This window comes from Sphaerotilus uruguayifluvii, from assembly GCF_013294065.1.
In the GTDB taxonomy this organism is placed as follows: domain Bacteria; phylum Pseudomonadota; class Gammaproteobacteria; order Burkholderiales; family Burkholderiaceae_C; genus Sphaerotilus; species Sphaerotilus uruguayifluvii.
This window is the reverse complement of record NZ_JABSNM010000001.1, coordinates 226029-251582: the sequence shown is the minus strand read 5'-3', so window position 1 is coordinate 251582 and position 25554 is coordinate 226029. Positions and strand designations below refer to the sequence as shown.

Here is a 25554-nt window from a genome sequence, read left to right as displayed (position 1 = left end):
ATCCCTGGTCGGTGTTCGAGATGGGTGCGGATGACAGCATCATGAAAATCCCGCGCTGCGCCGTCCTTGCGGAGGGTCAATTTCCGGCCAGCCTTCACAATCCCGGCTCCACCCCACCGCCAGGAGCCCGGATGAAGCCCATCGGAACCCCGCTGTCCGCCCATGCCACCCGCGTCATGCTGCTCGGCAGCGGCGAGCTCGGCAAGGAAGTGCTGATCGCGCTGCAGCGCCTCGGCGTCGAGACGATCGCGGTCGACCGCTACGAGAACGCGCCGGGTCAGCAGGTCGCGCACCACGCCCGCACGATCGCGATGAGCGACGCGGCGCAGCTGCGCGCGCTGATCGAGGCCGAGCGGCCCGATCTGGTGGTGCCCGAGATCGAGGCGATCGCCACGCCGGAGCTGGAGCGGCTCGAGGCCGAGGGCGTCGTGCGCGTCATCCCGACCGCCCGCGCCGCGCGCCTGACGATGGACCGCGAGGGCATCCGCCGCCTCGCCGCCGAGACGCTCGGCCTGCCGACCAGCCCCTACCGCTTCTGCGACTCGCTCGAGGAGCTGCAGGCGGCGATCGACGCCGGCATCGGCTATCCCTGCGTGGTCAAGCCGGTGATGAGCAGCTCCGGCAAGGGCCAGAGCCGGCTCGACGGTCCCGACGACGTGCGCAAGGCCTGGGACCACGCGATGGCGGGCGGGCGCGTCAGCCACGGCCGCGTCATCGTCGAGGGCTTCATCGACTTCGACTACGAGATCACGCTGCTGACGGTGCGCGCGCTCGGCGCCGACGGCCAGGTCGAGACGCACTTCTGCGACCCGATCGGCCACCTGCAGGTGAAGGGCGACTACGTCGAGAGCTGGCAGCCGCACCCGATGCGGCCGGCGGCGCTGGCCGAGGCGCAGCGCATCGCGCGCGCCGTCACCGACGACCTCGGCGGCCAGGGCCTGTTCGGCGTCGAGCTGTTCGTCCGTGGCGACCAGGTGTGGTTCAGCGAGGTCAGCCCGCGCCCGCACGACACCGGCATGGTGACGATGTGCACCCAGTGGCAGAACGAGTTCGAGCTGCACGCGCGCGCCATCCTCGGCCTGCCGGTGGACACCGCGCTGAAGTCGGCCGGCGCCAGCGCGGTCATCTACGGCGGCGTCGAGGCCGAGGGGCTGGTCTTCGACGGCGTCGACGAGGCGCTGCGGGTGCCGCGCTCCGAGGTGCGCCTGTTCGGCAAGCCCGAGAGCTTCGAGCGCCGGCGCATGGGCGTGGCGCTGGTGCGCGACGAGGACGTGGAGAAGGCCCGCGAACAGGCCCGTCTGGCGGCCTCGAAGGTGCGTCCGCGCTGCCCCTGAGGGAGTCCGGTCGCGACTCGGGCCACAATCTCGTCTTCCGTTTCCATCACCGTTCAACCAGAACCATGTCCACCCCCGAGATCCCGACCGACGCCGAGGTCACCGCCGCCACTCCGGCTCCCGAGACCCCCGCGCCGATCGAGGTAGCCGCCGTCTCCGGTCCGGCCCTTGACGCCGCACCCGAGATCGCCGCCGAAACGGCAGTCGAGGAGACCGCGGCCGCACCGAGCCCGGCCAAGACTCCGGACATGAGCCCGGCCGAATGCGCCCGCCAGCTGCGCGAGCGCTTTCCGGCGCTGTTCGACGGTCCGGCCCGGCCGCTGAAGCTGCGCATCCAGGCCGACATCAAGGAGCGTGCGCCGGGCGTGTTCAGCCGCGCGACGCTGTCGGCCTTCCTGCGCCGCCACACCAACACCACCGCCTATCTGGTCGCGCTGACCAAGGCCGCCAGCCGCACCGACCTCGACGGCCAGCCCGCCGGCGACATCAGCGACGAGCACCGCACGGTCGCGCAGCAGGAGCTCGACCGCCGCCGCGCGCTGCACCAGGAGCGCCGCGCCCAGGAAGCGAAGCAGCAGCGCGAGTCGCGCCGCGGCGCCGCCCCGCAGGGCGAGGCCGCCGCGGGCGAGCCGGCCCGCGAGCCACGTGAACCGCGCGAGCCTCGTGAGGCACGCCCCCCGCGTGCACCGCGTCCGCCGCGGGGCGAGGGCCGTCCGCCGCGCGAAGCCCGCGATTCTCGTGAACCGCGCGCCCCGGGCAGCCGCCCGCCGCGCCAGGACCGCGACGCCCAGCCCCGCCCGCCGCGGGGCGAGCGTCCGGAGCGTCAGGACCGGCCCGCACGGCCGCCGCGTGACGAGGCCGCCCGTGCAGCCGCGGCACCGGTGCGCCAGGAGGCTCCGGTCGAGCGCGTGCAGGACGATCCGCAGCGCCGCGAGCGCGCCCAGCTGCTGCGCGACTTCGAGCGCAGCTCGCTCAAGCGCTCGAGCTTCTGCGTGCTGCGCGGCGTGCCCGAGGACCAGCTCGACGTGCTGCTCGAGCAGGCGCGCCGCGAGGCCGCCGAGGCCCCGGCCCGCGCGCCCCAGCGCGAGGAGCAGGGCGAGCGCCGCCCTGGCGGCCCCGGCCGGCCGCCGCGCCGCTGAGGTCGGCCGCCGTCGACACGAGCTCGACGGGCGACGCTGAACCCGCAGCACGAAGAAGAAGGGGCCGCAGCTGCGGCCCCTTCTGTCATGGCGTCAGTGCCCGCTTCACAGGCCGGCGGCGGCGCGCAGCAGCTGCGCCTTGTCGGTGCGCTCCCAGGCGAACTCCGGCTCCTCGCGGCCGAAGTGGCCGTAGGCGGCGGTCTTCGAGTAGATCGGGCGCAGCAGGTCGAGCATCTGGATGATGCCCTTCGGGCGCAGGTCGAAGTGCTCCTGCACCAGCGCGGCGATCTGCGCGTCCGGGATCACGCCGGTGCCTTCGGTATAGACCGTGATGTTGATCGGGCGGGCCACGCCGATGGCGTAGCTCACCTGGATCTGGCACTGGCGCGCCAGGCCGGCGGCCACGATGTTCTTGGCGACGTAGCGCGCGGCGTAGGCAGCCGAGCGGTCCACCTTCGTCGGATCCTTGCCCGAGAAGGCGCCGCCGCCGTGCGGGCAGGCGCCGCCGTAGGTGTCGACGATGATCTTGCGGCCGGTCAGGCCGCAGTCGCCCTGCGGGCCGCCGATGACGAAGCGGCCGGTCGGGTTGATCAGGTACTTGGTGTCCTGCAGCCATTCCTTGGGCAGCACCGGCTTGATGATCTCCTCGATGCAGGCCTCGTAGAAGCTGGCCTTCATCTTCGTGGCCGTCTCGGACTGGTCCGGGCTGTGCTGGGTGGAGAGCACCACGGTGTCGATGCTGTGGGGCTTGCCGTCCACGTAGCGCATCGTGATCTGGCTCTTGGCGTCCGGGCGCAGGAAGGGCAGGCGGCCGTCCTTGCGCAGCTGGGCCTGGCGCTCGACCACGCGGTGGGCGTAGTAGATCGGCGCGGGCATCAGCTCGGGCGTCTCGTCGCAGGCGTAGCCGAACATCAGGCCCTGGTCGCCGGCGCCGGTGTTCAGGTGGTCGTCGGAGGCGTGGTCCACGCCCTGGGCGATGTCGTTCGACTGCTTGTCGTAGGCCACCAGGACCGCGCAGCCCTTGTGGTCGATGCCGTAGTCGGTGTTGTCGTAGCCGATGCGCTTGATCGTGTCGCGCGCGACCTGGATGTAGTCGACATGCGCGTTGGTGGTGATCTCGCCGGCCAGCACGACCAGGCCGGTGTTGGTCAGCGTCTCGGCGGCCACGCGCGAGCGCGGGTCCTGCGCCAGGATGGCGTCGAGGATCGCGTCCGAGATCTGGTCGGCCACCTTGTCGGGGTGCCCCTCGGACACCGACTCGGACGTGAAGAGGAAATCGTTCGCCACTTATAAACTCCTGTGATCCAAACAAGCTTTTCGGCGCGTGTCGCCGTGCTGTTGAGGAGCCTGCGGCGAACGCTTTAGCGGCATTTTTTCCACTTCTGCCGGAAATCTTGCGAGATCCGGCGGTGTGGCGTGCCCGGTCGGGGACCGGATCCGTCGCCCCGCAAGTTGTTCCTTAACTCGGCGAATGTGACGAATTCTATGCCCGTGATCGCCTCCCTGTTCAAAGCCGCCTCGAAGGCCCCGCTGCCGTTGCTCCACCGCGTCGGCGCGCTGCTGGGCTGGATCACCTGGTGTGCCTCGCCGACCTACCGGCACCGGATGCGTGCCAATGTCGAGCAGGCGGGTCTGCCGTGGGCGCAGGCGCGGCCCGCGGTGGCCTCGGCCGGACGCATGGTGGCCGAGCTGCCGTGGCTGTGGTGCCGCCGGCCCGAGGTGCCGCTGGGCGACATCGTGCGCTGGGAGGGCGCCGAGCATGTCGAGGCGGCGCTGGCGCGCGGCCGCGGCCTGGTGATGCTCACGCCGCACCTGGGCTGCTTCGAGATCATCGCGCAGGCCTATGCCGAGCGCTGGGGCGGCCAGCGCGCGATGACGGCGCTGTACCGCCCGGCGCGCCAGCCCTGGCTGCGCGACCTGGTGGCGCAGTCGCGCAATCGCCCCGGCCTGGAGACGGCGCCGGCGACGCTGGCCGGCGTGCGCCAGATGATCCGCGCGCTGCGCAAGGGCGGCACCATCGGCCTGCTGCCCGACCAGGTGCCGCCCGACGGCCTGGGCGCGTGGGCGCCCTTCTTCGGCCGCGAGGCCTACACGATGACGCTGGCTGCGCGCCTGGTGCAGCAGACCGGCGCCGACTGGCTGCTGCTGGCCTGCGAGCGCCTGCCCGGCGGGCGCGGCTTCGTCATCCGCGCCAGCCTGCCCAACGAGGCGCTGCCCGCCAGCACCGAGGAGCCCGACGCCGAGCGCCTGGCCGTGCGCAGCGCCGGCGTCGTCAACCGTGCGATGGAGCGGCTGATCCGCCAGAATCCCGGCCAGTATCTGTGGGGCTATCACCGCTACAAGGCGCCGCGCGCGCTGGCGGAGCCGGCCCCCGCGCCCGCGCCTGCTTCCGACGCTTCCGCATGAAATCTGTTCTCTCCAACCTGGCTGCCCGGCTGGTGCTCGGCCTGCTGTGGCTGCTGCACTGGCTGCCGATGGGCCTGCAGCACCGGCTCGGCCTGGGCCTGGGCGCGCTGCTGTGGCGGCTGGGCACGTCGCGCCGGCGCATCGCGCTGCGCAACCTCGAGCTGTGCCTGCCCGAGAAGACGCCCGCCGAGCGCGAGGCCATTGCCCGCGCGCACTTCGGCTGGCTGGGCCGCAGCTTTCTCGAGCGCGGCATGCTCTGGTATGCCTCGCGCGAGCGGCTCTCGCGGCTGATCCAGGTCGAGGGCGACGTGAAGCTGGCCGAGCGCAGCGAGCGCCCGGTGATGTGGCTGGCGCCGCACTTCCTGGCGCTGGACGTCACCGGCGTGAGCATCCTGCTGAACCAGAACCGCCACGCCGGCTCGATCTACCAGGCGCAGAGCAACCCGGTCTTCGACGCGGCGATGCGCCGCGGCCGGCTGCGCTTCGGCAACGCCGAGATCTTCGCCCGCAGCGAGGGCGCGCGCGCGCTGATGCGCGCCATCAAGCGGGGTGACGCCTTCTTCAACCTGCCCGACATGGACTTCGGCGCCCGCGACGCGGCCTTCGTGCCCTTCTTCGGCGTGCCGGCGGCGACGCTGCTGGCACCGTCGCGCATGGCGCGCGCGCTGGGCATGGTGGTGCAGCCGGTGGTTGGCGAGATGCTGCCCGGCGGCCAGGGCTGGCGCATCCGCTTCCTCGAGCCCTGGACCGACTTTCCCACCGACGACGCCGTGGCCGACACCGCGCGCATGAACCGCTGGATCGAGCAGGAGGTGCGCCGCCTGCCCGAGCAGTACCTGTGGGTGCACAAGCGCTTCAAGACGCGGCCCGAGGGCGAGGCGGGGCTGTACTGATGGACGCCCTGCCCGTCGCCGCCCTGGTCGATCACCTGCGCCGCCACCTGCCGGCGCTGCTGGCCGTCTACGGCTTCGGCAGCCGGGTGCAGGGCACGGCCGGCGCCGACAGCGATCTGGACCTGGCTGTGCTGGTGGCCGGCCGGGCCGACGTGCTGCAGCTGTGGTCGCTGTCCGGCGACCTGGCGGATCTGGCCGGCTGCCCGGTCGACCTGATCGACCTGCGCGCCGCCTCGACCGTCATGCAGTACCAGGTCATCACCACCGGCCAGCGCTGGTGGGCGCTCGACAGCCAGGCCACGCTCTGGGAAGCGGCCGTGCTCAGCGACAAGACCGAGCTCGACGAGGCGCGCCGCCCGCTGCTCGAGGACATCGCCCGCGAAGGACGCATCCATGGCCGCTGACGACGTGCTGATCAACAAGGCCGCGACGATCGAGCGCTGCGTGGCGCGGGCGCGCGAGGAATACGAGCGCGGACCGGACAGCTTCGCCACCGACTACACCCGCCAGGATGCAGCCATCCTGAACATCCAGCGCGCCTGCGAGGCCGCCATCGACATGGCGCAGCACCTGGTGCGGCGCGAGCGCCTGGGCGTGCCGCAGAGCTCGCGCGACGTGTTCGAGCTGCTGGCGCGCGCCGGCTGGCTCGACCCCGCGCTGGCGGCCGGCCTCAAGCGCATGGTGGGCTTCCGCAACATCGCGGTGCACGACTACCAGACGCTGCAGCTGCCGATCACCGTCGCGGTGATCACGCTGCATCTGGACGACTTCCTGCGCTACACCCGGGCGCTGCTGCTGCGCGAGGGCAGCGCCGGATAATCCCTGCCCATCATGCGACTTCCCTTCACCAAGATGCACGGCCTCGGCAACGACTTCGTCGTGTTCGATGCCACCCGCGCGCCGCTGGCGCTCAGCGAAGAACAGCTGCGCTTCGTCGGCGACCGGCGCTTCGGCATCGGCGCCGACCAGATCCTCGTCGTCGAGCGCCCGCAGGGGCCGGACGCCGACTTCCGCTACCGCATCTTCAACGGCGCCACCGGCGAGGAGGTCGAGCACTGCGGCAACGGCGCGCGCTGCTTCATGCGCTTCGTGCGCGAGAAGGGTCTGAGCGACCGCGACGAGGTGCGCGTCGAGACGATGAACAACCGCATCGTGCTGCGCATGCAGGCCGACGGGCGCGTCACCGTCGACATGAACCAGCCGATTCTCGAGCCCGCGCGCGTGCCCTTCGATCCGTCCGGGCTGCAGCCGCGGCTGGAGAACGGCGCCGAGCTGTGGCCGCTGGCCAACCCGGCCGCGCCTCAGGAGCAGGTCGAGGTCGCGGTGGTGTCGATGGGCAACCCGCATGCGGTGCAGCGCGTCGACGATGTCGACAGCGCGCCGGTGGCGCAGGTCGGGCCGTGGGTGGAGTCGCATCCGCGCTTTGCGCGCAAGGTCAACGCCGGCTTCCTGCAGGTGGTGGCGCGCGACCGGGTGCGGCTGCGGGTGTACGAGCGCGGCGCCGGCGAGACGCTGGCCTGCGGCACCGGCGCCTGCGCGGCGGTGGTGGCCGGCATCCGCCTGGGCTGGCTGGACGCGCGCGTCGACGTCGAGACCCGCGGCGGCGAGCTGACCATCGAGTGGGACGGCCCCGGCAGCAGCGTGCGCATGACCGGCCCGGCGGTCACCGTGTTCGACGGCGAGGTGCGGCTGCCGGACGCGCGCTGAGCGCGCGGCGTGCTGCGCACTGCGCGGCTTGCGCATTCAAGGCGCGGATGAACGGCCTCAACCCGGCTTTTCCTTCGGGTGGGGCGGACGCGCCTGCGCTACCCTCACCCGCCATGAGCAGCATCCAGGGCCGCCTCCAGGCCCTTTCCGAAGACGACATCGCCAGCTATCTGGTGCAGACGCCGGGTTTCTTCGAGCGTCATGCCGAGCTGCTGGCCAATGTCGAGCTGGCCAACCCGCATGGCCAGCGCGCCGTCTCGCTCCAGCAGCGACAGATGGAGATGCTGCGCGAGCGCATCCACGGCCTCGAGCGCCGCATCATGGAGATGATCCGCCACGGCCAGGAGAACGCCGCGCTGTCGGACCGGCTGCACCAGTGGATCCGCGGCCTGATGCTGGTGAGCGATCCGCGCGACCTGCCCGAGCTGCTGGTGATCGACCTGCAGGAGCAGTTCCGCATCCCGCAGGCGGCGATCCGGCTGTGGGACGTGGCGCCGGCCTTCGCGGCCGAGCCGGTGGCCCAGGCCGTCGGCGCCGAGATGCGCCGCTTCGCCTCCAGCCTGGCCACGCCCTACTGCGGCTCGCACACCACGCTCGAGGCGGTGCAGTGGCTGCAGCAGCCCGCGACCGTCGCCTCGCTGGCGCTGCTGCCGCTGCGGCGCAGCACCACCTCGCCGGCCTTCGGCCTGCTGGTGCTGGGTTCGCCCGACCCGACCCGCTACGCGCCCGAGATGGGCACCGATTTCCTGGTGCGCATCGGCGAGCTCGCCAGCGCCGCCGTCACCCGGCTGCTGCCCGGCGAGGACTGATCGCGTCCGGCCCGCCCGGCGATACCGAAGAGTACGGAGAAAAACTGCCGGAAGCCTCCGTCCAGGGCTGGCCATAAGTCATCCTGGCGCCGGATCGACACGATCGGGTACGGCTTTGCCCGCAGAATAGCGCCGAGCCGCGAAAATACCCTCAGGTACCGGTCCTTGCGGTCCGGTCCTCGCGCCCCTCCTGCCCGCGCATGCCCCAGACCGACGCCCCGTCTCTGCCCGACTCCCCGCCGACCGCTGCCGCGGTCGCAGCGGACACCGCCGTCTCGGTGCTGTCCGGGCTGACCTGGGTGGCGCGCTCGGTCGTCGTGATCGACATCATCGAGTCGGTGCGGCTGATCCAGGAGGACCCCGAGGACGTCATCGCGCGCTGGCAGCGCTTCGACGCGACGATGCGCGGCACGGTGCTGCCGATGCACCACGGCCGGCTGGTCAAGAGCCTGGGCGACGGCATGCTGCTGGAGTTCGACACCGCCACCGACGCGATCGCCGCGGCCCGCCAGGCACACCGCGAGGTCGAGGCGCTCAACGCCGGGCGCCCCGCCGCCCGCGCGATCCGGCTGCGCGCGGGCATCACCAGCGGCGAGGTGGTCGTCGGCGAGATCGACATCTACGGCCACACCGTCAACCTCGCCGCGCGGCTGGCCTCGCTGGGCGGCGCGGGCCAGACGGTCATCTCGGCGAGCGTGCGCAGCCAGATCGTCGCCGGGCTCGACGCCGAGATCGAGGACCTGGGCGACTGCATCCTCAAGCATGTGGCCCAGCCGGTGCGCGCCTTCCTGATCCAGGCCGACACGCCCGACGTGCACGCGCTCGAGCCGGCGCCGCTGGCGCAGTGGCCGGTGCAGCCGCTGCGGCCGACGATCGCGGTCGTGCCCTTCGAGACCGAGGTGTTCAGCGGCGACTCGCTGTCGCTGCGCCTGGGCGAGGCGCTGGCCGACGAGATCACCTGCTCGCTGTCGCGCAACGGCGCGCTGAAGGTCATCTCGCAGCTGTCGGCCGCCGCGTTCGCGGGCCGCTCGCACCGCATCGCCGCGATCCGCCAGCACCTGCGCGTCGACCATGTGCTGACCGGCCGGCTCTACGCCGACGGCGACCGCCTGGCGCTGACGCTGCAGCTGGTCGAGACCCGCACCGAGAGCGTGCTGTGGTCGGACCGGGTCAAGAACGCCAGCATGCGCGGCGTCTTCTGCGGCGACGATCCGATGATCACCGACCTGTCGCACCGGGTCGGCAAGGCGCTGACCTCGCGCCAGGTCGAGCGCGCGCGCACCGAGCCGCTGGCCTCGCTGGAGAGCTACTGCCTGCTGATGGCCGCCATCACGCTGATGCACGGCGTCTCGCGCGAGGACTTCGAGCGCGCGCGGCTGATGCTCGAGGCGCTGATCGAGCGCGACCGGCGCCATCCGCTGCCGCATGCGTGGCTGGCGAAGTGGCATGTGCTGCGCGTGCAGCAGGGCTGGTCGGACGACCTGCACCGCGACTCGCTGCAGGCCAGCGACTGCACCCGCCGCGCGCTCGACCTCGATCCGCGCTCGTCGCTGTCGCTGACGATGGACGGCTTCGTGCAGAGCAACCTGCACAAGGACCTCGACGGCGCGATGCTGCGCTACCGCCAGGCGCTCGACGAGAACCAGAACGAGCCGCTGGCCTGGCTGCTGCTGGGCACCAGCCATGCCTTCCGCGGCGAGGGCCAGGCGGCGACCGAGGCGGCCGAGCAGGCGCTCGAGCTCTCGCCGCTCGACCCGATGCGCTACTTCTTCGAGTCGCTGTCGGCGACCGCGGCGCTGTCGGCCGGCCAGCACGAGCTGGCGATCCGGCGCGCGCGCCGCTCGCTGCAGCTCAACCGCCAGCACACCTCGACGCTGCGCGTGATCACGATCGCCCAGGCCTGCCTGGGTCGCCTCGACGAGGCACGGGCCACCTGCTCGGAGCTGATGCGGCTCGAGCCCAGCCTGACGATCTCCAGCTACCGCAGGCGCTCGCCCAGCACCGGCCATCCGACCGGCGACATCTGGTGCGACGCGCTGGCGGCTGCCGGCGTGCCGCCGGGATAGCGCACAGGACAGCGCCACCCCGCACGCCATTTTCAACTTCACGAGTTCGTGAACCGGGAGAGAGAAGAATGATGATGAAGCGTCGACATGTGCTGGAAAGCATGCTGGGTGGAGCCGGTGGCGCCGGTGGCGCAGGCGGAGCCGGAGGGGCCGGAGGGGCCGGAGGGGCCGGAGGGGCCGGGGGTGCAGGCGGAGCCGGCGGCGCAGGGGGTGCGGGTGGCGCCGGGGGGGCGGGCGGCGCCGGGGGCGCCGGGGGCGCAGGCGGCGCAGCCCGCTTCGTCGACAGTCCGCTCGATGCCGCGGCCGCGCTGACCAACCGCGACGGCCTGATCGGCGGCGACGTGCGCGCCTCGCTGGCCGACCTGCGCATGTGCCCGGTCGACGCGAGCGGCCCGCTCGGCGGCTGGGAGCCGTGGGTGCGCGACGCGGTGCTCGATGCCGAGGCGATGCACGGCCTGGACTGGACGCCGGAGGGCGAACGGGGCTTCTCCGTCGGCTGGCGCGAAGGCAACGGCCGGCTGCATTCGATCGTCTCGCTGCTGCGCCCGCGCGATGCGCTGGCCACGACGATGGGCGCGCAGGTCGAGCAGGTCATCGCGCACGCCGACCTGCGGGCCGACCGCTATTCCGAGATCCTCGCGCAGATCCCGCAGCTGGTCAGCGGCTGGACCGCGATCGCCGGGCTGCACCGCGACCGCACGCCGGCGACGCTGGCGCTGATGGGCGTGGCGATCCGGCTGGCGATCGCCGTCGAGATGCGCATCAAGCATGCGCTGGCGGTGCCGCGGCCGGTGCAGTACTCGCCGCTGGTGCAGCCGCCGATCCAGACGCCCTCGCACAGCGCCTTCCCCAGCGGCCACTCGACCGAGGCGCACTGCGTCGCGCGGGTGCTGATGGCGGTGTCGCACCACGGCCCGCTGTCGCCGGTCGGCGACATGCTGCTGCGCCAGGCCGCGCGCATCGCGATCAACCGCACCGTCGCCGGCGTGCATTTCCCGATGGACAGCCGCGCCGGCCAGATCCTGGGCACCGGCCTGGCCGAGTACCTGGTCGGGCGCTGCGTCGCCGGGCATGCGGTGCAGTACCGCCGCTTCGACGCGCAGGACTACCTGGAGGAGAACTTCGTCGGCCCGCGCCTGGACCGCGTCGACGCCAACACCCGCGGCCTGACGCTGGGCAGCACCGCGACGCCGCCGGCGTCGGCGCTGCTGGGCTGGCTGTGGACACGCGCGCGCGCCGAATGGGCCACCGGCGACGAGACCACGGAGTGCAACTGACATGGACGACGGACACCAGGATGCCGCCGTCTGGCAGGCGCTGCCCGGGCCGGCCCCGGAGCCGGGCGACCGGCGGCCGGCGCCCGACGCCTGGCTCGACTGGGTGCGCGAGACCGGCTGGCGCGAGACGCACCGGCTGCGCCCGCTGACCGCGCCGGCGCGCCGGCACTGGCTGCTGGTGGCGCTGCGCCCGGGCACCGGGCTGGACGACTGGCTGGCGCGGCTCGCGCCGCTGTCGCCGGACTGGCTGCGGGTGCCCTCGCGCTACCGCCGCCGTCCGGCGTGGCTGGCAGGCCTGCGCCACCTGACGCTGCAGCTCGAGACCGGGCTGGTCGGCTGGCTTGGCGGCGCGCCGCTGCCGCAGGCGCTGCGCGACGGTCCGGCCGCGCTGGGCCAGGCCGCGCTGGCGCTGCGCGACGCGATCGAGCGCTTCGAGCTCGGCTTCGCCGCCGATCCGGCCGACTGGGAGCCCGCCCGCCCCGCCGCACCGGCGACCGCGCCGATGGCCACGCCGGCCGCCGCACCGGCGCTGCCGGCCCCGCGCTGCGTCGTCGGCGTCATCGACGACGGCATCGCCTTCGCGAACCGGCGGCTGTGCCGCGTCGACGCGCAGGGCCGACGCCGCACCCGGCTGCTGGGCCTGTGGGACCAGGGCGCCACGCCCTCGCCGATCGACGCGCGCTGGGGCCTGGGCCGCCTGATCGAGCCGGCCGAGATCGACGCCGCGCTGGCCGGCGCCGGGCCGGACGCCATGCTCGACGAGGACTGCGCCGCCGAGCTGCTCGGCTACCACGAGGCGCGCCGGCACGCGACCCACGGCACGCATGTGATCGACCTGGCCGGCGGCGCCGAGCCCGAGCTGGCCGCGGCGATGCCGGCGCTGGTGGCGGTGCAGCTGCCGCCGGCGGCCATCGCCGACACCTCCTGCGCCGCGTCGAAGGTCTTCATCGTCGATGCGCTGCACTACGTGCTCGACCGCGCCGACCAGGCCTGCGCGCAGGCGCAGACGCATCTGCCACCGCCGCCGGTGGTCATCAACCTCAGCTTCGGCGACACCGCCGGGCCGCGCGACGGCAGCTCGCTGTTCGAGAGCGCGCTCGACGAGCTGATCGGGCTGCGCCGCGCGGTCGCGCCCTTCGAGGTGGTGCTGCCCGAGGGCAACAGCCGGCTCGAGCGGCTGCATGCGCACGCGCGGCTCGACCGTGCGCTGCCGCTGGCGCTGGACTGGCATGTGCAGCCCGACGACGGCACCTCGAACTTCGCCGAGCTGCGCGTGCCGGCCAGCTCAGGCGACACCCGGCTGCGCCTGACGCTGCAGCCGCCCTCGCATGCGCGCGCCGACGCGCTCGTGCTCGAGATCGACCCGAACGCGCCGCCGGCGACGCGGGTGCTGCGCCGCCACGGCGAGGCGATCGCGCTGGTCGGGGTGCATCCGGAGGGCGCACACGCGCACGGCCGTGCGCTGCTGGTGCTGCTGGCGATCGGACCGACCGCGGCCGACGTCGACTGGCCGGAGCCGGCCCCCTCGGGGCGCTGGCACCTGCGGCTGGAGCTGCTCGCCGGCCCGGTGCTGCCGGTGCGCGTGGACGTGCAGCGCGACGACAGCGCCTTCGGCCGCGCCACCCGCGGCCGGCCCTCGTGGCTGCAGGACAGCGGCTACCGCCAGCATGACGACCTCGGCCGTCCTCTGCTCGACGACGAGCGCGACGCCAACGGCCGGCCGCTCAGCGCGGTGCGCCGCAGCGGCACCATCAACGCGATGGCCACCGGACATGCGGTGCGGGTGATCGGCGGTGCGCTGCGCCTGCCCGGAGGCGCGTTCACGCCGGCACCCTACAGCAGCGTCGGCTCGGCCGGCGAGCTGCTGCCACAGCGCATGGCCCGGCCTCTGGCGCTGACCGAGGACTCGCCGGCGCTGCCCGGCGTGCTGGCCAGCGGCACGCGCAGCGGCAGCCGCGTCGCGCTCAGCGGCACCAGCATGGCCGCGCCGCAGTGGGTGCGCCAGATCGCCGCGGCCTGGATGGGCCACGCCCTGCCCTCGCCGATGGGCGCCTGCGCCGACATCGTCGGCACGCCGCGCACCATCATCGGCGCCGATGCGGAGCTCGCGATGCGCTCGGCCCGGCGCCGCGGCGACCCGGCCGCACGCTGATCGCACGGCCCGAAGACCGACTTTTCCACAGCCCCGCCTGTGGAAAAGTCGCCTTCAAGGACGCCGCACCCCGCAATGGCGAACCGGCAAGACCGCGTTCTCCACAAGGGCACAGGGGGAGTGCGACCATGGTTATCCACAGGACAGGCTGTGGATAACCCTCGTGGAGAACGCCGATGTCGCCGACCGACGCCGTGCTGGTGCAGACGCTGCTGGCCGCCGCGGTGCGGCTGTCCGGACTGCCGGCGCCGCCGGCCGGGCAGGCGCTGCCGCCCCTGCTCGAGCTGCCGCGGGCGGACCTGCGCGAGCAGGCCTGTCCCGGCCATCCGCGCGACTGCGCGCCGCTGGTCGCCTGGCATGACGCCGCCGGCGGCCGGGTGCTGCTGAGCGACCAGCTCGACTGGCGTGCGCAGCCGGTCGACCGCTCCTTCGTGCTGCACGAGCTGGTGCATGTGCTGCAGGCCGCGCGCCCGCGGTCCGCGCGCACCGAGGCCGACTGCGCCAGCGCGCTCGACGACGAGCGCCTGGCCTACCGGGTGCAGAACGCCTGGCTCGAGGAGCAGGACCTGCCCCAGCGCTTCGGCGGCACGCTGCATTTCATGCGCTGCGCGGCCGCGCAGGTCGACGGCGACGGCCGCCTGCAGCTGCGCCGCGCCAGCGGCGACGGCGATGTCGAAGGCCTGATCGGCGACCTGATGCGCCGCCGTGGCATCGCGCTGCCGGACGGCCGCCCGCAGGCCAGGCCGGCCGCGAGGTGATCACACCGGAAACAGCCCCGCCACCGCCCGGTACAGCGCCCTGAAGCGCGCATGGCGTGCGGCCAGCCGCGCGGTCTCGGCCGGATCGGGCTGGAAGGTCGCGGCGATCTCGGGCGCGGGGCAGACCTCGTCGAGCGTGCCGCCGTCGGCCAGCCAGGCCAGGCGCGCCGCGCCCAGCGCGCCGCCGGCCTCGCCGCCGTGGCGGGTGACCATCGGCACGCCGATCGCGTCGGCCAGCAGCTGCGCCCACAGGCCCGAGCGCGCGCCACCCCCCACCAGCGTGAGGTGGGCCACCTCGCCGGGCTGCACGCCCAGCGCGTACCAGCCATCGAGCAGGCCGAAGGTCACGCCCTCGATCACCGACCAGCCCAGCGCGGCGGCGTCGTGCTCGTTGGTCAGTCCGAAGAAGCTGCCCTGCGCGTGCGGGTTGTTGTGCGGCGTGCGCTCGCCGTTCAGGTAGGGCAGGAAGAGCGGCGCGCGCTCGCGCTGCTCCGGGCTCAGCCGCGCCACCTGCTCGAGCAGCGCGCCCTCGCTGGCGGCACCCACCAGCCGCGTCACCCAGCTCAGGCCGTTGGCGGCGCTGAGCATCACGCTCATCTGGTGCCAGGTGCCGGGCAGCGCGTGGCAGAAGGCGTGCATCGCGCTGGCCGGGTTGGGGCGGAAGCGGTCGCTGGTCAGGAAGATCACGCCCGAGGTGCCCAGCGAGACGAAGCCCTCGCCCGGCCGCACCGCGCCGATGCCGACCGCGCTGGCGGCGTTGTCGCCGCCGCCGCCGGCGACGATCACGCCGGCCGGCAGGCCCCAGCGTGCGGCCAGCTCGGGCCGGAGCGTGCCGGACGCCTCGCTGCCCTCGACCAGCCGCGGCATCTGCGCCTCGGTCAGGCCGCAGGCGGCCAGCACCTCGGGCGACCAGCGCCGCTCGGCCACGTCCAGCCACAGGGTGCCGGCGGCGTCGCTCATCTCGCCGACACGCTCGCCCGTCAGCATGAAGCGCAGCCAGTCCTTGGGCAGCAGCACGGTGGCGGTCTTCGCGAAGACCTCCGGCTCGTGCCGACGCACCCACAGCAGCTTCGGCGCGGTGAAGCCGGGCATGGCCAGGTTGCCGGCGATCGCGTGCAGGCTCGGGCAGGCGGCCTCCAGCTCGGCGCATTCGGCGCCGCTGCGGCCGTCGTTCCAGAGGATGGCCGGGCGCAGCACCTCGCCGGCGGCATCCATCAGCACCGCGCCGTGCATCTGGCCCGACAGGCCGATCGCGCGCACCTGCGCCAGCGCGGCGGCCTGCCCGGCCTGCAGCCGTGCCATCGCGCGCGTCATCGCGTCCCACCAGTCGGCGGGCGACTGCTCGCTGTGCAGGGGCGCGGGGCGCTGCACGGTCAGCCGCTCGCCGACGCTGGCCACGAGGCGGTGCTGCCGGTCGAGCAGCACCAGCTTGAGCTCGGAGGTGCCGAGATCGATGCCGAGGTACATGGGAAAAGGTCCTGCGGAAAGGCCCGGGCGGGCGCTCAGGCCGCGCCGCCGAAGCGGTTGTCGGCCTGCTTGCGGAACTCGCTCGGCGTCAGCCCCTTGATCTCGAGGAAGCGCCGGTTGAAGTTCGCGACGTTGTTGAAGCCGACCTCGAAGCAGATGTGCGTGATCAGCCGGTCCGATTCCATCAGCAGCTGGCAGGCGCGGTTGATGCGGACGCGGTTGACGAAGTCGGTGAAGGTGTTGCCGGTGGCGCGGCGGAAGAAGCGGCTGAAGCGGCTCTCGCTCATGCCCAGCTCGGTGGCGATGTCGGCGGCGGAGAAGGCCTGGCCGAGGTTGTCGGTGATGCGGCTGACCACCGCGTCGATCTGGTCGAGCGAGTCGTCGTCGTCGATGCTCTGCATCTGCACGTTCGACAGCAGCCGGTAGTCGGTGCAGGCGGCCAGCTCGGCGAGAAAGTCGCAGAAGGCGGCGAAGCGGCGTGCGCCGCGGGTCTCCTTGACCTTCTGCCAGTGCTGCTGCGCGCGCTCGCCCTGGCCGAAGAACTCGATGCCGTGGCGCGCGCGCTCGAGCAGCGGCAGCACCTCGGCCAGCTCCGGGATCAGCTCGGCCGCGCGCACCAGCGGGTCGTGCGAGAACTGGATGACCATGTCGCGCAGCGCGACGCCGCCCTCGGGCAGATCGGTCGACAGCCAGTTGTGCGGCAGCCGCGGGCCGGTCAGCACCAGATGGCCGGGCTGGAACTGCCCGATCCAGTCGCCGACGAAGGCCTTGCCCGAGGTGCTGGTGATCAGGTGCAGCTCGTACTCGTCGTGGTAGTGCCAGCGCGCCAGCGGCGTCGGGAAGCCGTGCGAGAGGCAGCGGATGAAGCCGACCTCCTGCGGCGATTCGTAGCCCAGGTCGGGCGAGCGGGCGTAGTCATGCTCCAGCTCGGGCTTGAGCTGGCGCGGCACCGAACGCGGCCGGGCGGGCATCGAGGCGCCTCCGGGCCTCAGCGCGCGCCGGCGCCGGGATGCGCGGCGACGAAGGCCGTCACCCGCGCGCTGGCGCGGCGCACCGCGTCCACCAGCCGCGCGTCGCCCGCCAGCTCGCCCCACAGCGGCGCGTCGGCGCAGAAGGCCGCCACCGGGTCGGCGGCGTCGCAGATCGCGTGCGCGACCGCCGGGTCCATCGCCTGGTCCTGGTAGGTGTAGGGAATGCCGCCGCGATGCCAGACCTGCAGATAGGCCAGGAAGAGCGCCGGCAGCATCGCCACGCTGTCGATGGTGGCGCCGGCGGCCAGGCGCTCGCGGATGGTCGGCGCGATGAAGCCGGGGATCTTGCTGAAGCCGTCCATCGCCACGCGCTGGTTGGTGTCGCGGATGGCGGGGTTGCCGAAGCGGTCGAGCACCACGTCGCGGTACTGCGGCAGGTTCAGCGGACAGGGCTTCTCGGGCGTGTCGAGCACCGGGATGGTGTCGTCGGTGACGTAGTCGAAGGCCATCTGGCGGATCGCCGGATCGTGCGTGCCCTCGTGGATGTAGAGGTAGCCCACCAGCGTGCCGGCCCAGGCGATGCACGAGTGCGTCGCGTTGAGCAGGCGGATCTTGGCCTCCTCATAGGCATCGACCGACTGCACCATCTCGACGCCGACCGTCTCCCAGGCCGGGCGGCCGGCGATGAAGCGGTCTTCGATGACCCACTGGATGAAGCTCTCGCCCATCAGCGCGGCCGGGTCGTCCACGCCGGTGGCGGCCAGCACGCGCTCGCGCACGTCGGGCGTCGGGCGCGGCGTGATGCGGTCGACCATCGCGTTCGGGCTGGTGGTGTTCGTCTGCACCCAGGCCAGCAGCGCGGCGTCGCCGACGAGTTCGATGAACTGCAGCAGGCCGCCGCGCGAGCGGTCGCCGTTGTGGCGCAGGTTGTCGCAGTTGAGCAGCGTGACCGGGCCCGCGCCGCTCTTCATGCGCGCGCGCAGCAGGGCGGTCAGCGCGCCGTAGATCGTCGAGCCGGGCTGGCCGGCGCGCGCCGCGTCGAGGTCGGCGCGCAGGTCGGCGAAGGTGGCCAGGTCGAGCCGGTTCTGCGCGTCGAGGTAGTAGCCGGCCTCGGTGACGGTGAAGGAGATGATCTTCGTGTCGCTGCTCGCGCCTTGCGCGATCAGGCCGGCCAGGTCGGGCGTGTACGGGATGACCTGGCGGATCGAGGTGATGCGCGTGTAGCGGTGCTCGCCGGCCGGCGAGATGGTCTCCAGCGTGTAGGCGCCGCCCTGCGCGGCCAGCGCGGCGATCGTCTCGGCCATGTCGGGCCGGGTGTTGCCGCCGGCCAGTTGCCAGCCGGTGTCGCCGCTCTGGATGAGCTCGTGCAGGTAGACAGCCAGGTGGGCCCGGTGGAACGAGCCCAGGCCGAGGTGCAGGATGACGTTCATGGTGGGGCGTCTTGTCGGAAGGGGTGTTCTGCTCAGAGATCGAAGTTCGAGGGCATCAGCACGACGTCGCGGATGGTCACGCCGCGCGGCCGGGTCAGCATGAAGGTGATGACCTCGCCGATCTCGGCCGGCTCGATCAGGCTGCCGGAGGCGCGTGCCTCGGCCAGCCTGTCGGCGGGCCAGTCGGCGATCAGGCCGGTCAGCACCGGGCCCGGCGAGATCGAGCCGACCCGCAGGCCGTGCCTGAAGACCTGGCGGCGCGTGGTCTGCACGAAGCAGTCGATCGCCCACTTGGACGACGCGTAGACCGGCTCCCACGGCGTGGGGTAGTGCGCCGCCAGCGAGCTGGTGACGAGAATGTCGCCCGAGCCGCGCTCGATCATGTGCGGCAGCGCGTCGCGCACGTTCTTCATGACCACCGCGACGTTGAGCTGCAGCATGCGGTCGATCGCATCGGTGTCGGCATCGACCAGATCGCCGCCGATGTAGAGCCCGGCGTTGGCGTGCAGGATGTCGAGCCGGCCGGCCCGGGCCAGCACCTGCGGCACCAGCGTGCGGCACTGCGCGGCGTCGAGCAGGTCGAGCTGCAGCGGGATGACCGCGTCGCCATGCTCGGCCTGCATCGCCGCCAGGCCGGCGGCGTCGCGGTCGACCAGCACCACGCGGGCACCGCCGGCCAGCAGCGCCTCGGCGCTGGCGCGGCCGATGCCGGAGGCCGCGCCGGTGATCGCGGCCACCTGGCCTTCGAAAGGACGGTTCTTCATCATCAGCCTGCCCGTGCGGCGCGGCCCTGGGCGTCGAAGCGGTGCGCATTGGCCGCCTCGACGAAGACGCCCACGCGGTCGCCGTTGTGCAGGTTCGAGCGCACCGGCTGGCGCGAGACCAGCTGCGCGCCGCTGTCGACGGTGACGTAGATCAGCGTCTCGGCGCCGAGCGACTCGACCAGCTCGACCGTGCCCGGCAGGCCGCCGGCCGGGGCCTGGGCGGCCGCCTGCAGCGTCACGTCCTCCGGACGCAGGCCGACGAAGCCCCCCGCGGGCACGCCGGCCACCTGCGGCAGGTGGCGGCCCTCGACCACGTTCATCTGCGGCGAGCCGATGAACTGGGCGACGAACTGGTTGGCGGGGCGGTCGTAGAGCTCCAGCGGGGTGCCGACCTGCTCGATCAGGCCGTCGCGCAGCACGACGATGCGGTCGGCCAGCGTCATCGCCTCGACCTGGTCGTGGGTGACGTAGATGGTGGTGGCGCCCAGGTCGCGGTGCAGCTTGGCGATCTCGACGCGGGTCTGGCCGCGCAGCGCGGCGTCCAGGTTGGAGAGCGGCTCGTCGAAGAGGAAGACCTTCGGGGCGCGCACGATGGCGCGGCCGATGGCCACGCGCTGGCGCTGGCCACCCGACAGCGCCTTCGGGGTGCGCTCCAGGTACTGGGTCAGGTTGAGGATCTTCGCGGCGCGCTCGACCTTCTCGCGGATGACGGCGGGGTCTTCCTTGGCGAGCTTGAGCGCGAAGCTCATGTTCTCGAACACGCTCATGTGCGGGTAGAGCGCGTAGCTCTGGAACACCATCGCCAGGTCGCGCTTGGAGGAGGGCGCGTGGGTGATGTCGCGGCCGTCGAGGATCAGGTTGCCGCCGTCGATGTGCTCCAGGCCGGCGATCAGGCGCAGCAGCGTGGACTTGCCGCAGCCGGACGGGCCGACGAAGACGATGAACTCGCCCTTCTCGATGGTGAGGTCCACGCCCTTGATGGCGCGGTGCTCGCCGAAGAACTTCTCGATGCCCTGGAGTTGCAGGTAGGCCATGGGAGGTTGTCTCGTGGAATGGTTGACTGCGCCGGTCACTTCACGGCGCCGAAGGTCAGGCCCTGCACCAGCTGCTTCTGGCTGAACCAGCCGAAGACGACGATCGGGGCGATCGCCAGCAGCGAGGCGGCCGACAGCTTGGCCCAGAACAGCCCCTCGGGGCTGGAGTACTGCGCGATCAGCGCGGCCAGCGTGCCGGCGTTGGAGGCGCTGAGGTTGAGCGACCAGAAGGCCTCGTTCCAGCTCAGCACCAGGCACAGCAGGCCGGTGGAGGCGAAGCTGCCCAGCGACAGCGGCAGCAGCACTTTCGTGGCCTCCTGCCAGAGCGTGGCGCCGTCCATGCGCGAGGCCTCCAGGATCTCGGGCGGAATCTCGCGGAAGCCCGAATAGAGCATCCAGACCATGATCGGCAGGTTGGAGAGGGTGAAGACGATGATCAGCCCTGCTTGCGTGTCGAGCAGCGCGGTCTTCTGTGCCATCACGTAGACCGGCACCAGGGCGCCGACGGCCGGCATCATCTTGGTGGAGAGCATCCACATCAGGATGTCCTTGGTCCGCGGGCCCTTGAAGAAGGCCATCGCGTAGGCGGCCGGGCCGGCCAGGAGCAGGCCCAGCAGCGTCGACAGCACGCTGGTCACCACCGAGTTCCAGGCGTAGTGCAGGTAGTCGCTGCGCTCCTGCACCTCGTGGAAGTTCTCCAGCGTCGGGGTGAAGAAGACCTGCGGCGGCACCGCGATGGCCTGCAGCTCGGTCTTGAAGGCGGTGAGCGCCAGCCAGCCCAGCGGGAAGAACAGCACCAGCGTGACCAGCCAGGCGGCCGCGGTGCGCGCCAGCAGCACTGGCGTCAGGGTCGAGGGTCGGGACATGGGATTCTTTCCTCGCAGGCTCACTTGTCCAGGCTCTTGCCGACCAGACGGATCAGGAAGGCTGCGGCGATGTTGGCCAGCACGACCGCGAACAGCGCACCGGCCGAGGCCACGCCCGCGTCGAAGTTCAGCAGCGCCTGCTTGAAGATCAGGAAGGCCATGTTGGTGCTGGCGTCGCCGGGGCCGCCGCCGGTCGTCGTGAAGATCTCGGCGAACACGCTGAGCAGGAAGATCAGCTCGATCATCACCACCACCGCCACCGAGCGGCTCATGTGCGGCAGGTACAGGTAGCGCAGCTGCTGCAGGTAGTTGGCGCCGTCCATGCGCGCCGCCTCCAGCTGCTCGCGGTCCATCGACTGCAGCGCGGTGACGAAGATCAGCGTCGCGAACGGCAGCCACTGCCAGCTCACCATGATGATCACGCTCAGCAGCGGCCAGTCCGTCAGCCAGTCCACGGGCGCGGCGCCGAAGGCCTGCCAGACCTGCGCCAGCACGCCGTAGATCGGGTTCATCATCATGTGCTTCCACAGCAGCGCGTTGACCGTGGGCATGACGAAGAAGGGGCTGATCAGCAGGATGCGCACCAGGCCGCGGCCCGGGAACGGGTCGTCGATCAGCAGCGCGATCGCGCCGCCCAGGCCCACCGTGATCACGATGACGCTGCCCAGCAGCAGCAGCGTGTTGATCACCGAGGTCGTGAACGACGGGTCGGTGACGAAGTATTCGAAGTTCTCGAGCCCGACGAAGCCGCTCTGGTCGGGCTGCATCAGGTTGTAGCGGATCACGCTGAAGTACAGCGTCATCACCAGCGGCACGATCATCCACAGGAAGAGCGTGGCCACCGCAGGCGCCATCAGGGCGCGGGGCAGGAATCGGTTCATGGGTCCACCATCGTGCGCGGCCGGTCAGGTCGTGGAGGGGGTCGGAGGTCGCCCCCCCGGCCCGTCTCCACGCCTGCCGGCCATGCCTCACCTCACCACAGGGAGAGGGTCGAGAAGTCGGCTACATCACGTCTTCACTTGTAGTAGCCGGCCTTCTTCATCTCGCGCTCGGCCGCCTGCTGGCTGGTCTTCAGGGCGGCGTCGACCGAGGTCTTGCCGGCCAGGGCCGCGCTCATCTGCTGGCCGACGGCGATGCCGATGGCCTGGAACTCGGGGATCGCCGCGAACTGCACGCCGATGTAGGGCGACTTCGGCAGCGTCGAGTCGGTCGGGTTGGCGCTGTCGATCGCGGCCTTCTCGGCGGCGGCGAAGCGGGCAGCCTTCTGGAACTCCGGCGACGCGTAGGTCGACTTGCGGGTGCCGGTGGGCACGTTGGCCCAGCCGTTGGTCTTGGCCACCAGCTGGATGTAGTCCTTGCTGGTCGCCCAGGTGATGAACTTCTGCGCCGCGTCGACCTTCTTCGAACCGGCCGGAATCGCCAGATTCCACGACCACAGCCAGTTGGCGCCCTTCGGCGTGTTCATCGTCGGCGCCTGGGCGAAGGCCATCTGGTCGGCGACCTTGGACTGCTTCGGATCGCTGACGAAGGAGGCGGCGATGGTGGCGTCGATCCACATGCCGCACTTGCCGGCGTTGGTCAGCGCCAGGATCTCGTTGAAGCTGTTGGCCGACGAGCCCGGAGGGCCGTAGTTCTTCAGCAGGTCGACGTAGAAGTTGATCGCGTCCTTCCAGGGCTTGCTTTCCAGCTGCGGCTTCCACGACATGTCGAACCACTGGCCGCCGAAGGTGTTCACCAGCGTCGACAGGAAGGCCATGTTGTCGCCCCAGCCCGGCTTGCCGCGCAGGCAGATGCCGTACACGCCGTTCTTCGGGTCGTGGATCTTGGCGGCCAGGTCCTTGATGTCGGTCCAGGTCGGCTTGTCGGCGACCTTCACGCCGGCCTTGTCGGCCAGGTCCTTGCGGTACATCAGCATCGACGACTCGCCGTAGAACGGCGCGGCGAAGAGCTTGCCGTCGACGCTCAGGCCGCTGCGGATCGCCGGCAGCAGGTCGTCGGCGTCATAGGCGGCGTCGGTCTTCAGTTCCTGCAGCCAGCCCTTCTTGCCCCAGATCGGCGCCTCGTACATGCCGATGGTCATGATGTCGAACTGGCCGCCCTTGGTGGCGATGTCGGTGGTCACGCGCTGGCGCAGCACGCCTTCCTCCAGCGTCACCCACTTGACCTTGATGTCCGGGTTGGCCTGCTCGAAATGCTTCGTCAGCTTCTGCATCTCGATCATGTGACCGTTGTTGACGGTGGCGATCACCAGTTCGGTGGCGGCGTTCGCCAGGCCGGCGGTCAGGCCGAAGGCCAGGGCCAGGGAGGCCTTGAGCGTCAGTTTCATCATGTGTCTCCTCGCGGGATGGAACAGGAACGGACTACGGGTGAAGCGGCCGGGGCCCCGGCGGTGCAGCGCTGGCACCGGGCTGGAGCGGTCAGCCCCGATCGACAGGCGCAACGATAGGTGCTGACGGATGCACCGATTGATACGGATGCAGCCCATTCCTGTACTTCATTGCACGCACAGACCCGGGTTTTCCATAGGTACACGGAAGAAAGTACAGATTTGTACTTTCTTGCGCCAATTCGCTGCAATGCAGCATCGAAACTGGCGTGTTCCTCGGTCATCGCAGGTCGCGGACCTGCCGGGAGCGGACGGCTCGCGCGACAATCCCGCCCCATGAAAGTCATCCGTCTGCGTGAAGGCAAGGAGCGCTCGCTCCTGCGCAAGCATCCCTGGGTGTTCCAGGGCAGTGTCGAAAAAGGCAAGGCCGACCCCGGCGAGACCGTGCGGGTCGAGAGCCACTCGGGCCAGTTCCTGGCCTGGGCCGCGTTCAGCCCGAGCTCGATGATCCGGGTGCGGGCGTGGAGCTTCGACGAGGCCGAACGCATCGACGCCGACTTCTTCCGCCGCCGCGTCGAGGCGGCGGTGGCGATGCGTGCGCGCCTGGGGCTGCGCAGCAACGGCGTGCGCCTGATCCACGGCGAGGCCGACGGCCTGCCGGGCCTGATCGTCGACCGCTACGAGGACATCCTGAGCGCCCAGTTCCTCAGCGCCGGCACCGAGCGCTGGAAGCCGCAGATCGCCGACGCGCTGCTGGCGGCCACCGGCTGCACGCGCCTGTTCGAGCGCAGCGACTCCGGCGTGCGCCAGATGGAGGGCCTGCCGGCGGTCAAGGGCTGGCTGCGCGGCGAGGGCTCGACCACCGTGACGCTGCACGAGCACGACATCCGGCTCACCGTCGACGTCGAGGAAGGCCACAAGACCGGCTACTACCTCGACCAGCGCGAGAACCGGGCGCTGTTCGCGCGGCTGGTGCGCCAGCTCGGCTGCCAGTCGGTGCTGAACTGCTACAGCTACACCGGCGGCTTCAGCGTCTCGGCGCTGGCCGGCGGCGCCACCGAGGTGGTCAGCGTCGACTCCTCCGGCCCGGCGCTGGCGCGCGCCTCGGCGCATGTCGAGCTCAACGGCTTCGATCCCGCGCACCACACCGCGCTGGACGCCGACGTCAACGGCACACTGCGCCAGATGCTGAAGGACGGCCGCCAGTTCGACGCCATCGTGCTCGACCCGCCGAAGTTCGCCCCCAGCGCCGCGCACGCCGACCGCGCCAGCCGCGCCTACAAGGACATCAACCGCCTCGGCCTGAAGCTGCTCAAGCCCGGCGGCCTGCTGCTGACCTTCTCATGCTCGGGCGGCATCGGCGCCGAGCTGTTCCACAAGATCGTCGCCGGCGCCGGGCTGGACGCCGGCGTGGACGCCTACATCCTGCAGCGCCTGGAGGCCTCCAGCGACCACCCGACCACGGTCAACTTCCCCGAGGGCGAGTATCTGAAGGGGCTGGTGCTGCTGAAGCGCTGACGAGCGCCGGTGCACCGAAGCCGGGGAGCGCGCTCAGGCGTTCTCCGCCAGCAGCTTCTCCAGCAGCAGATGCAGCTGCTGGAAGTCGGGCTCGCCGACGTAGCGCTTGACGATCTCGCCCTTGCGGTTCAGCACGAAGGTGGTCGGCGTGAGCTGCACCTGGCCGTACTGGCGCGCGATCTCGCCGGTGTTGTCGATCGCCACCTTGAAGGGCAGCTGGCGCGACTCGGCGAAGCTGGAGACGTAGGCCGGCGGGTCGTAGCTCATCGCCACCGCCAGCGTCTCGAAGCCCTTGTCCTTGTACTTCTGGTGCGTCTCGATGATGTGGGGCATTTCCTTGACGCAGGTGGTGCAGCTCGTCGCCCAGAAGTTCACCAGCACCACCTTGCCCTTGAGCGCCTGCTCGGAGGTCTGCTTCGTGCCGTCGAGCAGCGTGTAGCTGATGGACGGGGCCCGGTCCTTGCCCCCGACCGCGAACGAGGCGGTCACGGCGAGAGCGGCAACGACGACGGCGGCGAGGGCGATGCGGGTGGCTTTCATGATGCGGACGAGTTTAAGGCAGCGGAAGGCCTGCTGTTCGGGCGGACGCGGGCCGGGACGGGCCGGACAATGAACCGGTTCGTTCCAGGCTTCGTTC

Annotated in this window: 23 protein-coding genes; 13 read left to right on the top strand and 10 right to left on the bottom strand. The window is 71.7% G+C overall.

The window, feature by feature from the left end:
• The first annotated feature begins 131 nt into the window (after positions 1-131).
• Together purT and HNQ01_RS01100 are read left to right on the top strand one after the other, a co-directional pair.
• Positions 132-1334: a formate-dependent phosphoribosylglycinamide formyltransferase gene (gene purT, locus HNQ01_RS01105; RefSeq protein WP_173803468.1), complete on the top strand. Its 1203-nt coding sequence runs from the start codon at positions 132-134 to the stop codon at positions 1332-1334.
• 65 nt (positions 1335-1399) lie between these two features.
• Positions 1400-2473 (top strand): ProQ/FINO family protein, encoded by a 1074-nt coding sequence (locus HNQ01_RS01100; protein WP_173803467.1) that lies wholly within the window; start codon positions 1400-1402, stop codon positions 2471-2473.
• 105 nt (positions 2474-2578) lie between these two features.
• On the opposite strand, the gene metK is transcribed toward HNQ01_RS01100, so the two are convergent.
• The gene (metK, locus tag HNQ01_RS01095; protein WP_173803466.1) at positions 2579-3760 is read right to left on the bottom strand and encodes a methionine adenosyltransferase; all 1182 of its coding nucleotides are present in this window, start codon (positions 3758-3760) and stop codon (positions 2579-2581) included.
• A 207-nt stretch (positions 3761-3967) separates the two neighbouring features.
• Between metK and HNQ01_RS01090 the strand changes: the two genes are divergently transcribed.
• The 10 genes from HNQ01_RS01090 (at position 3968) to HNQ01_RS01045 (ending at position 14541) form a co-directional block, all read left to right on the top strand.
• Positions 3968-4879: a lysophospholipid acyltransferase family protein gene (locus HNQ01_RS01090; protein WP_473964404.1), complete on the top strand. Its 912-nt coding sequence runs from the start codon at positions 3968-3970 to the stop codon at positions 4877-4879.
• The gene (locus HNQ01_RS01085; protein WP_173803464.1) at positions 4876-5772 is read left to right on the top strand and encodes an LpxL/LpxP family acyltransferase; all 897 of its coding nucleotides are present in this window, start codon (positions 4876-4878) and stop codon (positions 5770-5772) included. The genes HNQ01_RS01090 and HNQ01_RS01085 overlap by 4 nt, the downstream gene beginning before the upstream one ends.
• Positions 5772-6176 carry a type VII toxin-antitoxin system MntA family adenylyltransferase antitoxin gene (gene mntA / locus HNQ01_RS01080; protein WP_217427358.1) on the top strand — a complete coding sequence of 135 codons (405 nt, stop codon included), beginning with the start codon at positions 5772-5774 and terminating at the stop codon, positions 6174-6176. The genes HNQ01_RS01085 and mntA overlap by 1 nt, the downstream gene beginning before the upstream one ends.
• Positions 6166-6591, top strand: coding sequence for a type VII toxin-antitoxin system HepT family RNase toxin (gene hepT / locus HNQ01_RS01075; RefSeq protein ID WP_173803463.1), 426 nt, complete (start codon positions 6166-6168; stop codon positions 6589-6591). The genes mntA and hepT overlap by 11 nt, the downstream gene beginning before the upstream one ends.
• Before the next feature lie 12 nt (positions 6592-6603).
• Entirely contained in the window at positions 6604-7479 is an 876-nt protein-coding gene (gene dapF / locus HNQ01_RS01070) for a diaminopimelate epimerase (RefSeq protein ID WP_173803462.1), read from the top strand.
• Between the two features lie 113 nt (positions 7480-7592).
• Positions 7593-8288 carry a DUF484 family protein gene (locus tag HNQ01_RS01065; RefSeq protein ID WP_173803461.1) on the top strand — a complete coding sequence of 232 codons (696 nt, stop codon included), beginning with the start codon at positions 7593-7595 and terminating at the stop codon, positions 8286-8288.
• 200 nt (positions 8289-8488) lie between these two features.
• On the top strand, positions 8489-10354 hold the full coding sequence (locus tag HNQ01_RS01060) for an adenylate/guanylate cyclase domain-containing protein (protein ID WP_173803460.1): 1866 nt from the start codon (positions 8489-8491) through the stop codon (positions 10352-10354).
• Positions 10355-10428: 74 nt separating this feature from the next.
• Positions 10429-11631 carry a phosphatase PAP2 family protein gene (locus HNQ01_RS01055; RefSeq protein WP_217427357.1) on the top strand — a complete coding sequence of 401 codons (1203 nt, stop codon included), beginning with the start codon at positions 10429-10431 and terminating at the stop codon, positions 11629-11631.
• A 1-nt stretch (position 11632) separates the two neighbouring features.
• Positions 11633-13783 carry a S8/S53 family peptidase gene (locus tag HNQ01_RS01050; RefSeq protein ID WP_173803458.1) on the top strand — a complete coding sequence of 717 codons (2151 nt, stop codon included), beginning with the start codon at positions 11633-11635 and terminating at the stop codon, positions 13781-13783.
• A 176-nt stretch (positions 13784-13959) separates the two neighbouring features.
• The gene (locus HNQ01_RS01045; RefSeq protein WP_173803457.1) at positions 13960-14541 is read left to right on the top strand and encodes a hypothetical protein; all 582 of its coding nucleotides are present in this window, start codon (positions 13960-13962) and stop codon (positions 14539-14541) included.
• Here HNQ01_RS01045 and xylB read toward each other — a convergent pair whose 3' ends face one another.
• The 8 genes from xylB to HNQ01_RS01005 all read right to left on the bottom strand — a co-directional run bounded on the left by xylB (position 14542) and on the right by HNQ01_RS01005 (position 23399).
• A complete protein-coding gene (xylB, locus tag HNQ01_RS01040) occupies positions 14542-16008 on the bottom strand; it encodes a xylulokinase (RefSeq protein WP_173803456.1) in 1467 nt (488 codons plus the stop codon). It abuts the gene before it with no gap.
• Positions 16009-16043: 35 nt separating this feature from the next.
• A complete protein-coding gene (locus HNQ01_RS01035) occupies positions 16044-16979 on the bottom strand; it encodes an AraC family transcriptional regulator (protein ID WP_173803455.1) in 936 nt (311 codons plus the stop codon).
• Positions 16980-16996: 17 nt separating this feature from the next.
• Positions 16997-18409, bottom strand: coding sequence for a D-arabinitol 4-dehydrogenase (gene dalD, locus HNQ01_RS01030; protein ID WP_173803454.1), 1413 nt, complete (start codon positions 18407-18409; stop codon positions 16997-16999).
• Between the two features lie 32 nt (positions 18410-18441).
• On the bottom strand, positions 18442-19176 hold the full coding sequence (locus HNQ01_RS01025) for an SDR family oxidoreductase (RefSeq protein ID WP_217427356.1): 735 nt from the start codon (positions 19174-19176) through the stop codon (positions 18442-18444).
• Entirely contained in the window at positions 19176-20207 is a 1032-nt protein-coding gene (locus HNQ01_RS01020; RefSeq protein WP_173803452.1) for an ABC transporter ATP-binding protein, read from the bottom strand. The genes HNQ01_RS01025 and HNQ01_RS01020 overlap by 1 nt, the downstream gene beginning before the upstream one ends.
• A 35-nt stretch (positions 20208-20242) precedes the next feature.
• The gene (locus HNQ01_RS01015; protein ID WP_173803451.1) at positions 20243-21073 is read right to left on the bottom strand and encodes a carbohydrate ABC transporter permease; all 831 of its coding nucleotides are present in this window, start codon (positions 21071-21073) and stop codon (positions 20243-20245) included.
• A gap of 20 nt (positions 21074-21093) precedes the next feature.
• Positions 21094-21954: a carbohydrate ABC transporter permease gene (locus HNQ01_RS01010; protein WP_173803450.1), complete on the bottom strand. Its 861-nt coding sequence runs from the start codon at positions 21952-21954 to the stop codon at positions 21094-21096.
• 134 nt (positions 21955-22088) lie between these two features.
• Entirely contained in the window at positions 22089-23399 is a 1311-nt protein-coding gene (locus HNQ01_RS01005) for an ABC transporter substrate-binding protein (protein ID WP_173803449.1), read from the bottom strand.
• Between the two features lie 336 nt (positions 23400-23735).
• Here HNQ01_RS01005 and HNQ01_RS01000 point away from each other — a divergent pair, with 336 nt between their 5' ends.
• Positions 23736-24917 carry a class I SAM-dependent rRNA methyltransferase gene (locus tag HNQ01_RS01000; protein WP_173803448.1) on the top strand — a complete coding sequence of 394 codons (1182 nt, stop codon included), beginning with the start codon at positions 23736-23738 and terminating at the stop codon, positions 24915-24917.
• A 33-nt stretch (positions 24918-24950) separates the two neighbouring features.
• On the opposite strand, the gene HNQ01_RS00995 is transcribed toward HNQ01_RS01000, so the two are convergent.
• Positions 24951-25457 carry a TlpA disulfide reductase family protein gene (locus HNQ01_RS00995; protein WP_173803447.1) on the bottom strand — a complete coding sequence of 169 codons (507 nt, stop codon included), beginning with the start codon at positions 25455-25457 and terminating at the stop codon, positions 24951-24953.
• Between the last annotated feature and the right edge of the window lie 97 nt (positions 25458-25554).

Excerpts from the sequence above, each read along its gene's own strand:
- purT (WP_173803468.1), top strand. The coding sequence starts at position 132 with ATGAAGCCCATCGGAACCCCGCTGTCCGCCCATGCCACCCGCGTCATG.
- HNQ01_RS01100 (WP_173803467.1), top strand. The coding sequence starts at position 1,400 with ATGTCCACCCCCGAGATCCCGACCGACGCCGAGGTCACCGCCGCCACT.
- HNQ01_RS01085 (WP_173803464.1), top strand. The coding sequence starts at position 4,876 with ATGAAATCTGTTCTCTCCAACCTGGCTGCCCGGCTGGTGCTCGGCCTG.
- mntA (WP_217427358.1), top strand. The coding sequence starts at position 5,772 with ATGGACGCCCTGCCCGTCGCCGCCCTGGTCGATCACCTGCGCCGCCAC.
- hepT (WP_173803463.1), top strand. The coding sequence starts at position 6,166 with ATGGCCGCTGACGACGTGCTGATCAACAAGGCCGCGACGATCGAGCGC.
- dapF (WP_173803462.1), top strand. The coding sequence starts at position 6,604 with ATGCGACTTCCCTTCACCAAGATGCACGGCCTCGGCAACGACTTCGTC.
- HNQ01_RS01065 (WP_173803461.1), top strand. The coding sequence starts at position 7,593 with ATGAGCAGCATCCAGGGCCGCCTCCAGGCCCTTTCCGAAGACGACATC.
- HNQ01_RS01060 (WP_173803460.1), top strand. The coding sequence starts at position 8,489 with ATGCCCCAGACCGACGCCCCGTCTCTGCCCGACTCCCCGCCGACCGCT.
- HNQ01_RS01055 (WP_217427357.1), top strand. The coding sequence starts at position 10,429 with ATGAAGCGTCGACATGTGCTGGAAAGCATGCTGGGTGGAGCCGGTGGC.
- HNQ01_RS01050 (WP_173803458.1), top strand. The coding sequence starts at position 11,633 with ATGGACGACGGACACCAGGATGCCGCCGTCTGGCAGGCGCTGCCCGGG.
- HNQ01_RS01045 (WP_173803457.1), top strand. The coding sequence starts at position 13,960 with ATGTCGCCGACCGACGCCGTGCTGGTGCAGACGCTGCTGGCCGCCGCG.
- xylB (WP_173803456.1), bottom strand. The coding sequence starts at position 16,008 with ATGTACCTCGGCATCGATCTCGGCACCTCCGAGCTCAAGCTGGTGCTG.
- HNQ01_RS01035 (WP_173803455.1), bottom strand. The coding sequence starts at position 16,979 with ATGCCCGCCCGGCCGCGTTCGGTGCCGCGCCAGCTCAAGCCCGAGCTG.
- dalD (WP_173803454.1), bottom strand. The coding sequence starts at position 18,409 with ATGAACGTCATCCTGCACCTCGGCCTGGGCTCGTTCCACCGGGCCCAC.
- HNQ01_RS01025 (WP_217427356.1), bottom strand. The coding sequence starts at position 19,176 with ATGATGAAGAACCGTCCTTTCGAAGGCCAGGTGGCCGCGATCACCGGC.
- HNQ01_RS01020 (WP_173803452.1), bottom strand. The coding sequence starts at position 20,207 with ATGGCCTACCTGCAACTCCAGGGCATCGAGAAGTTCTTCGGCGAGCAC.
- HNQ01_RS01015 (WP_173803451.1), bottom strand. The coding sequence starts at position 21,073 with ATGTCCCGACCCTCGACCCTGACGCCAGTGCTGCTGGCGCGCACCGCG.
- HNQ01_RS01010 (WP_173803450.1), bottom strand. The coding sequence starts at position 21,954 with ATGAACCGATTCCTGCCCCGCGCCCTGATGGCGCCTGCGGTGGCCACG.
- HNQ01_RS01005 (WP_173803449.1), bottom strand. The coding sequence starts at position 23,399 with ATGAAACTGACGCTCAAGGCCTCCCTGGCCCTGGCCTTCGGCCTGACC.
- HNQ01_RS01000 (WP_173803448.1), top strand. The coding sequence starts at position 23,736 with ATGAAAGTCATCCGTCTGCGTGAAGGCAAGGAGCGCTCGCTCCTGCGC.
- HNQ01_RS00995 (WP_173803447.1), bottom strand. The coding sequence starts at position 25,457 with ATGAAAGCCACCCGCATCGCCCTCGCCGCCGTCGTCGTTGCCGCTCTC.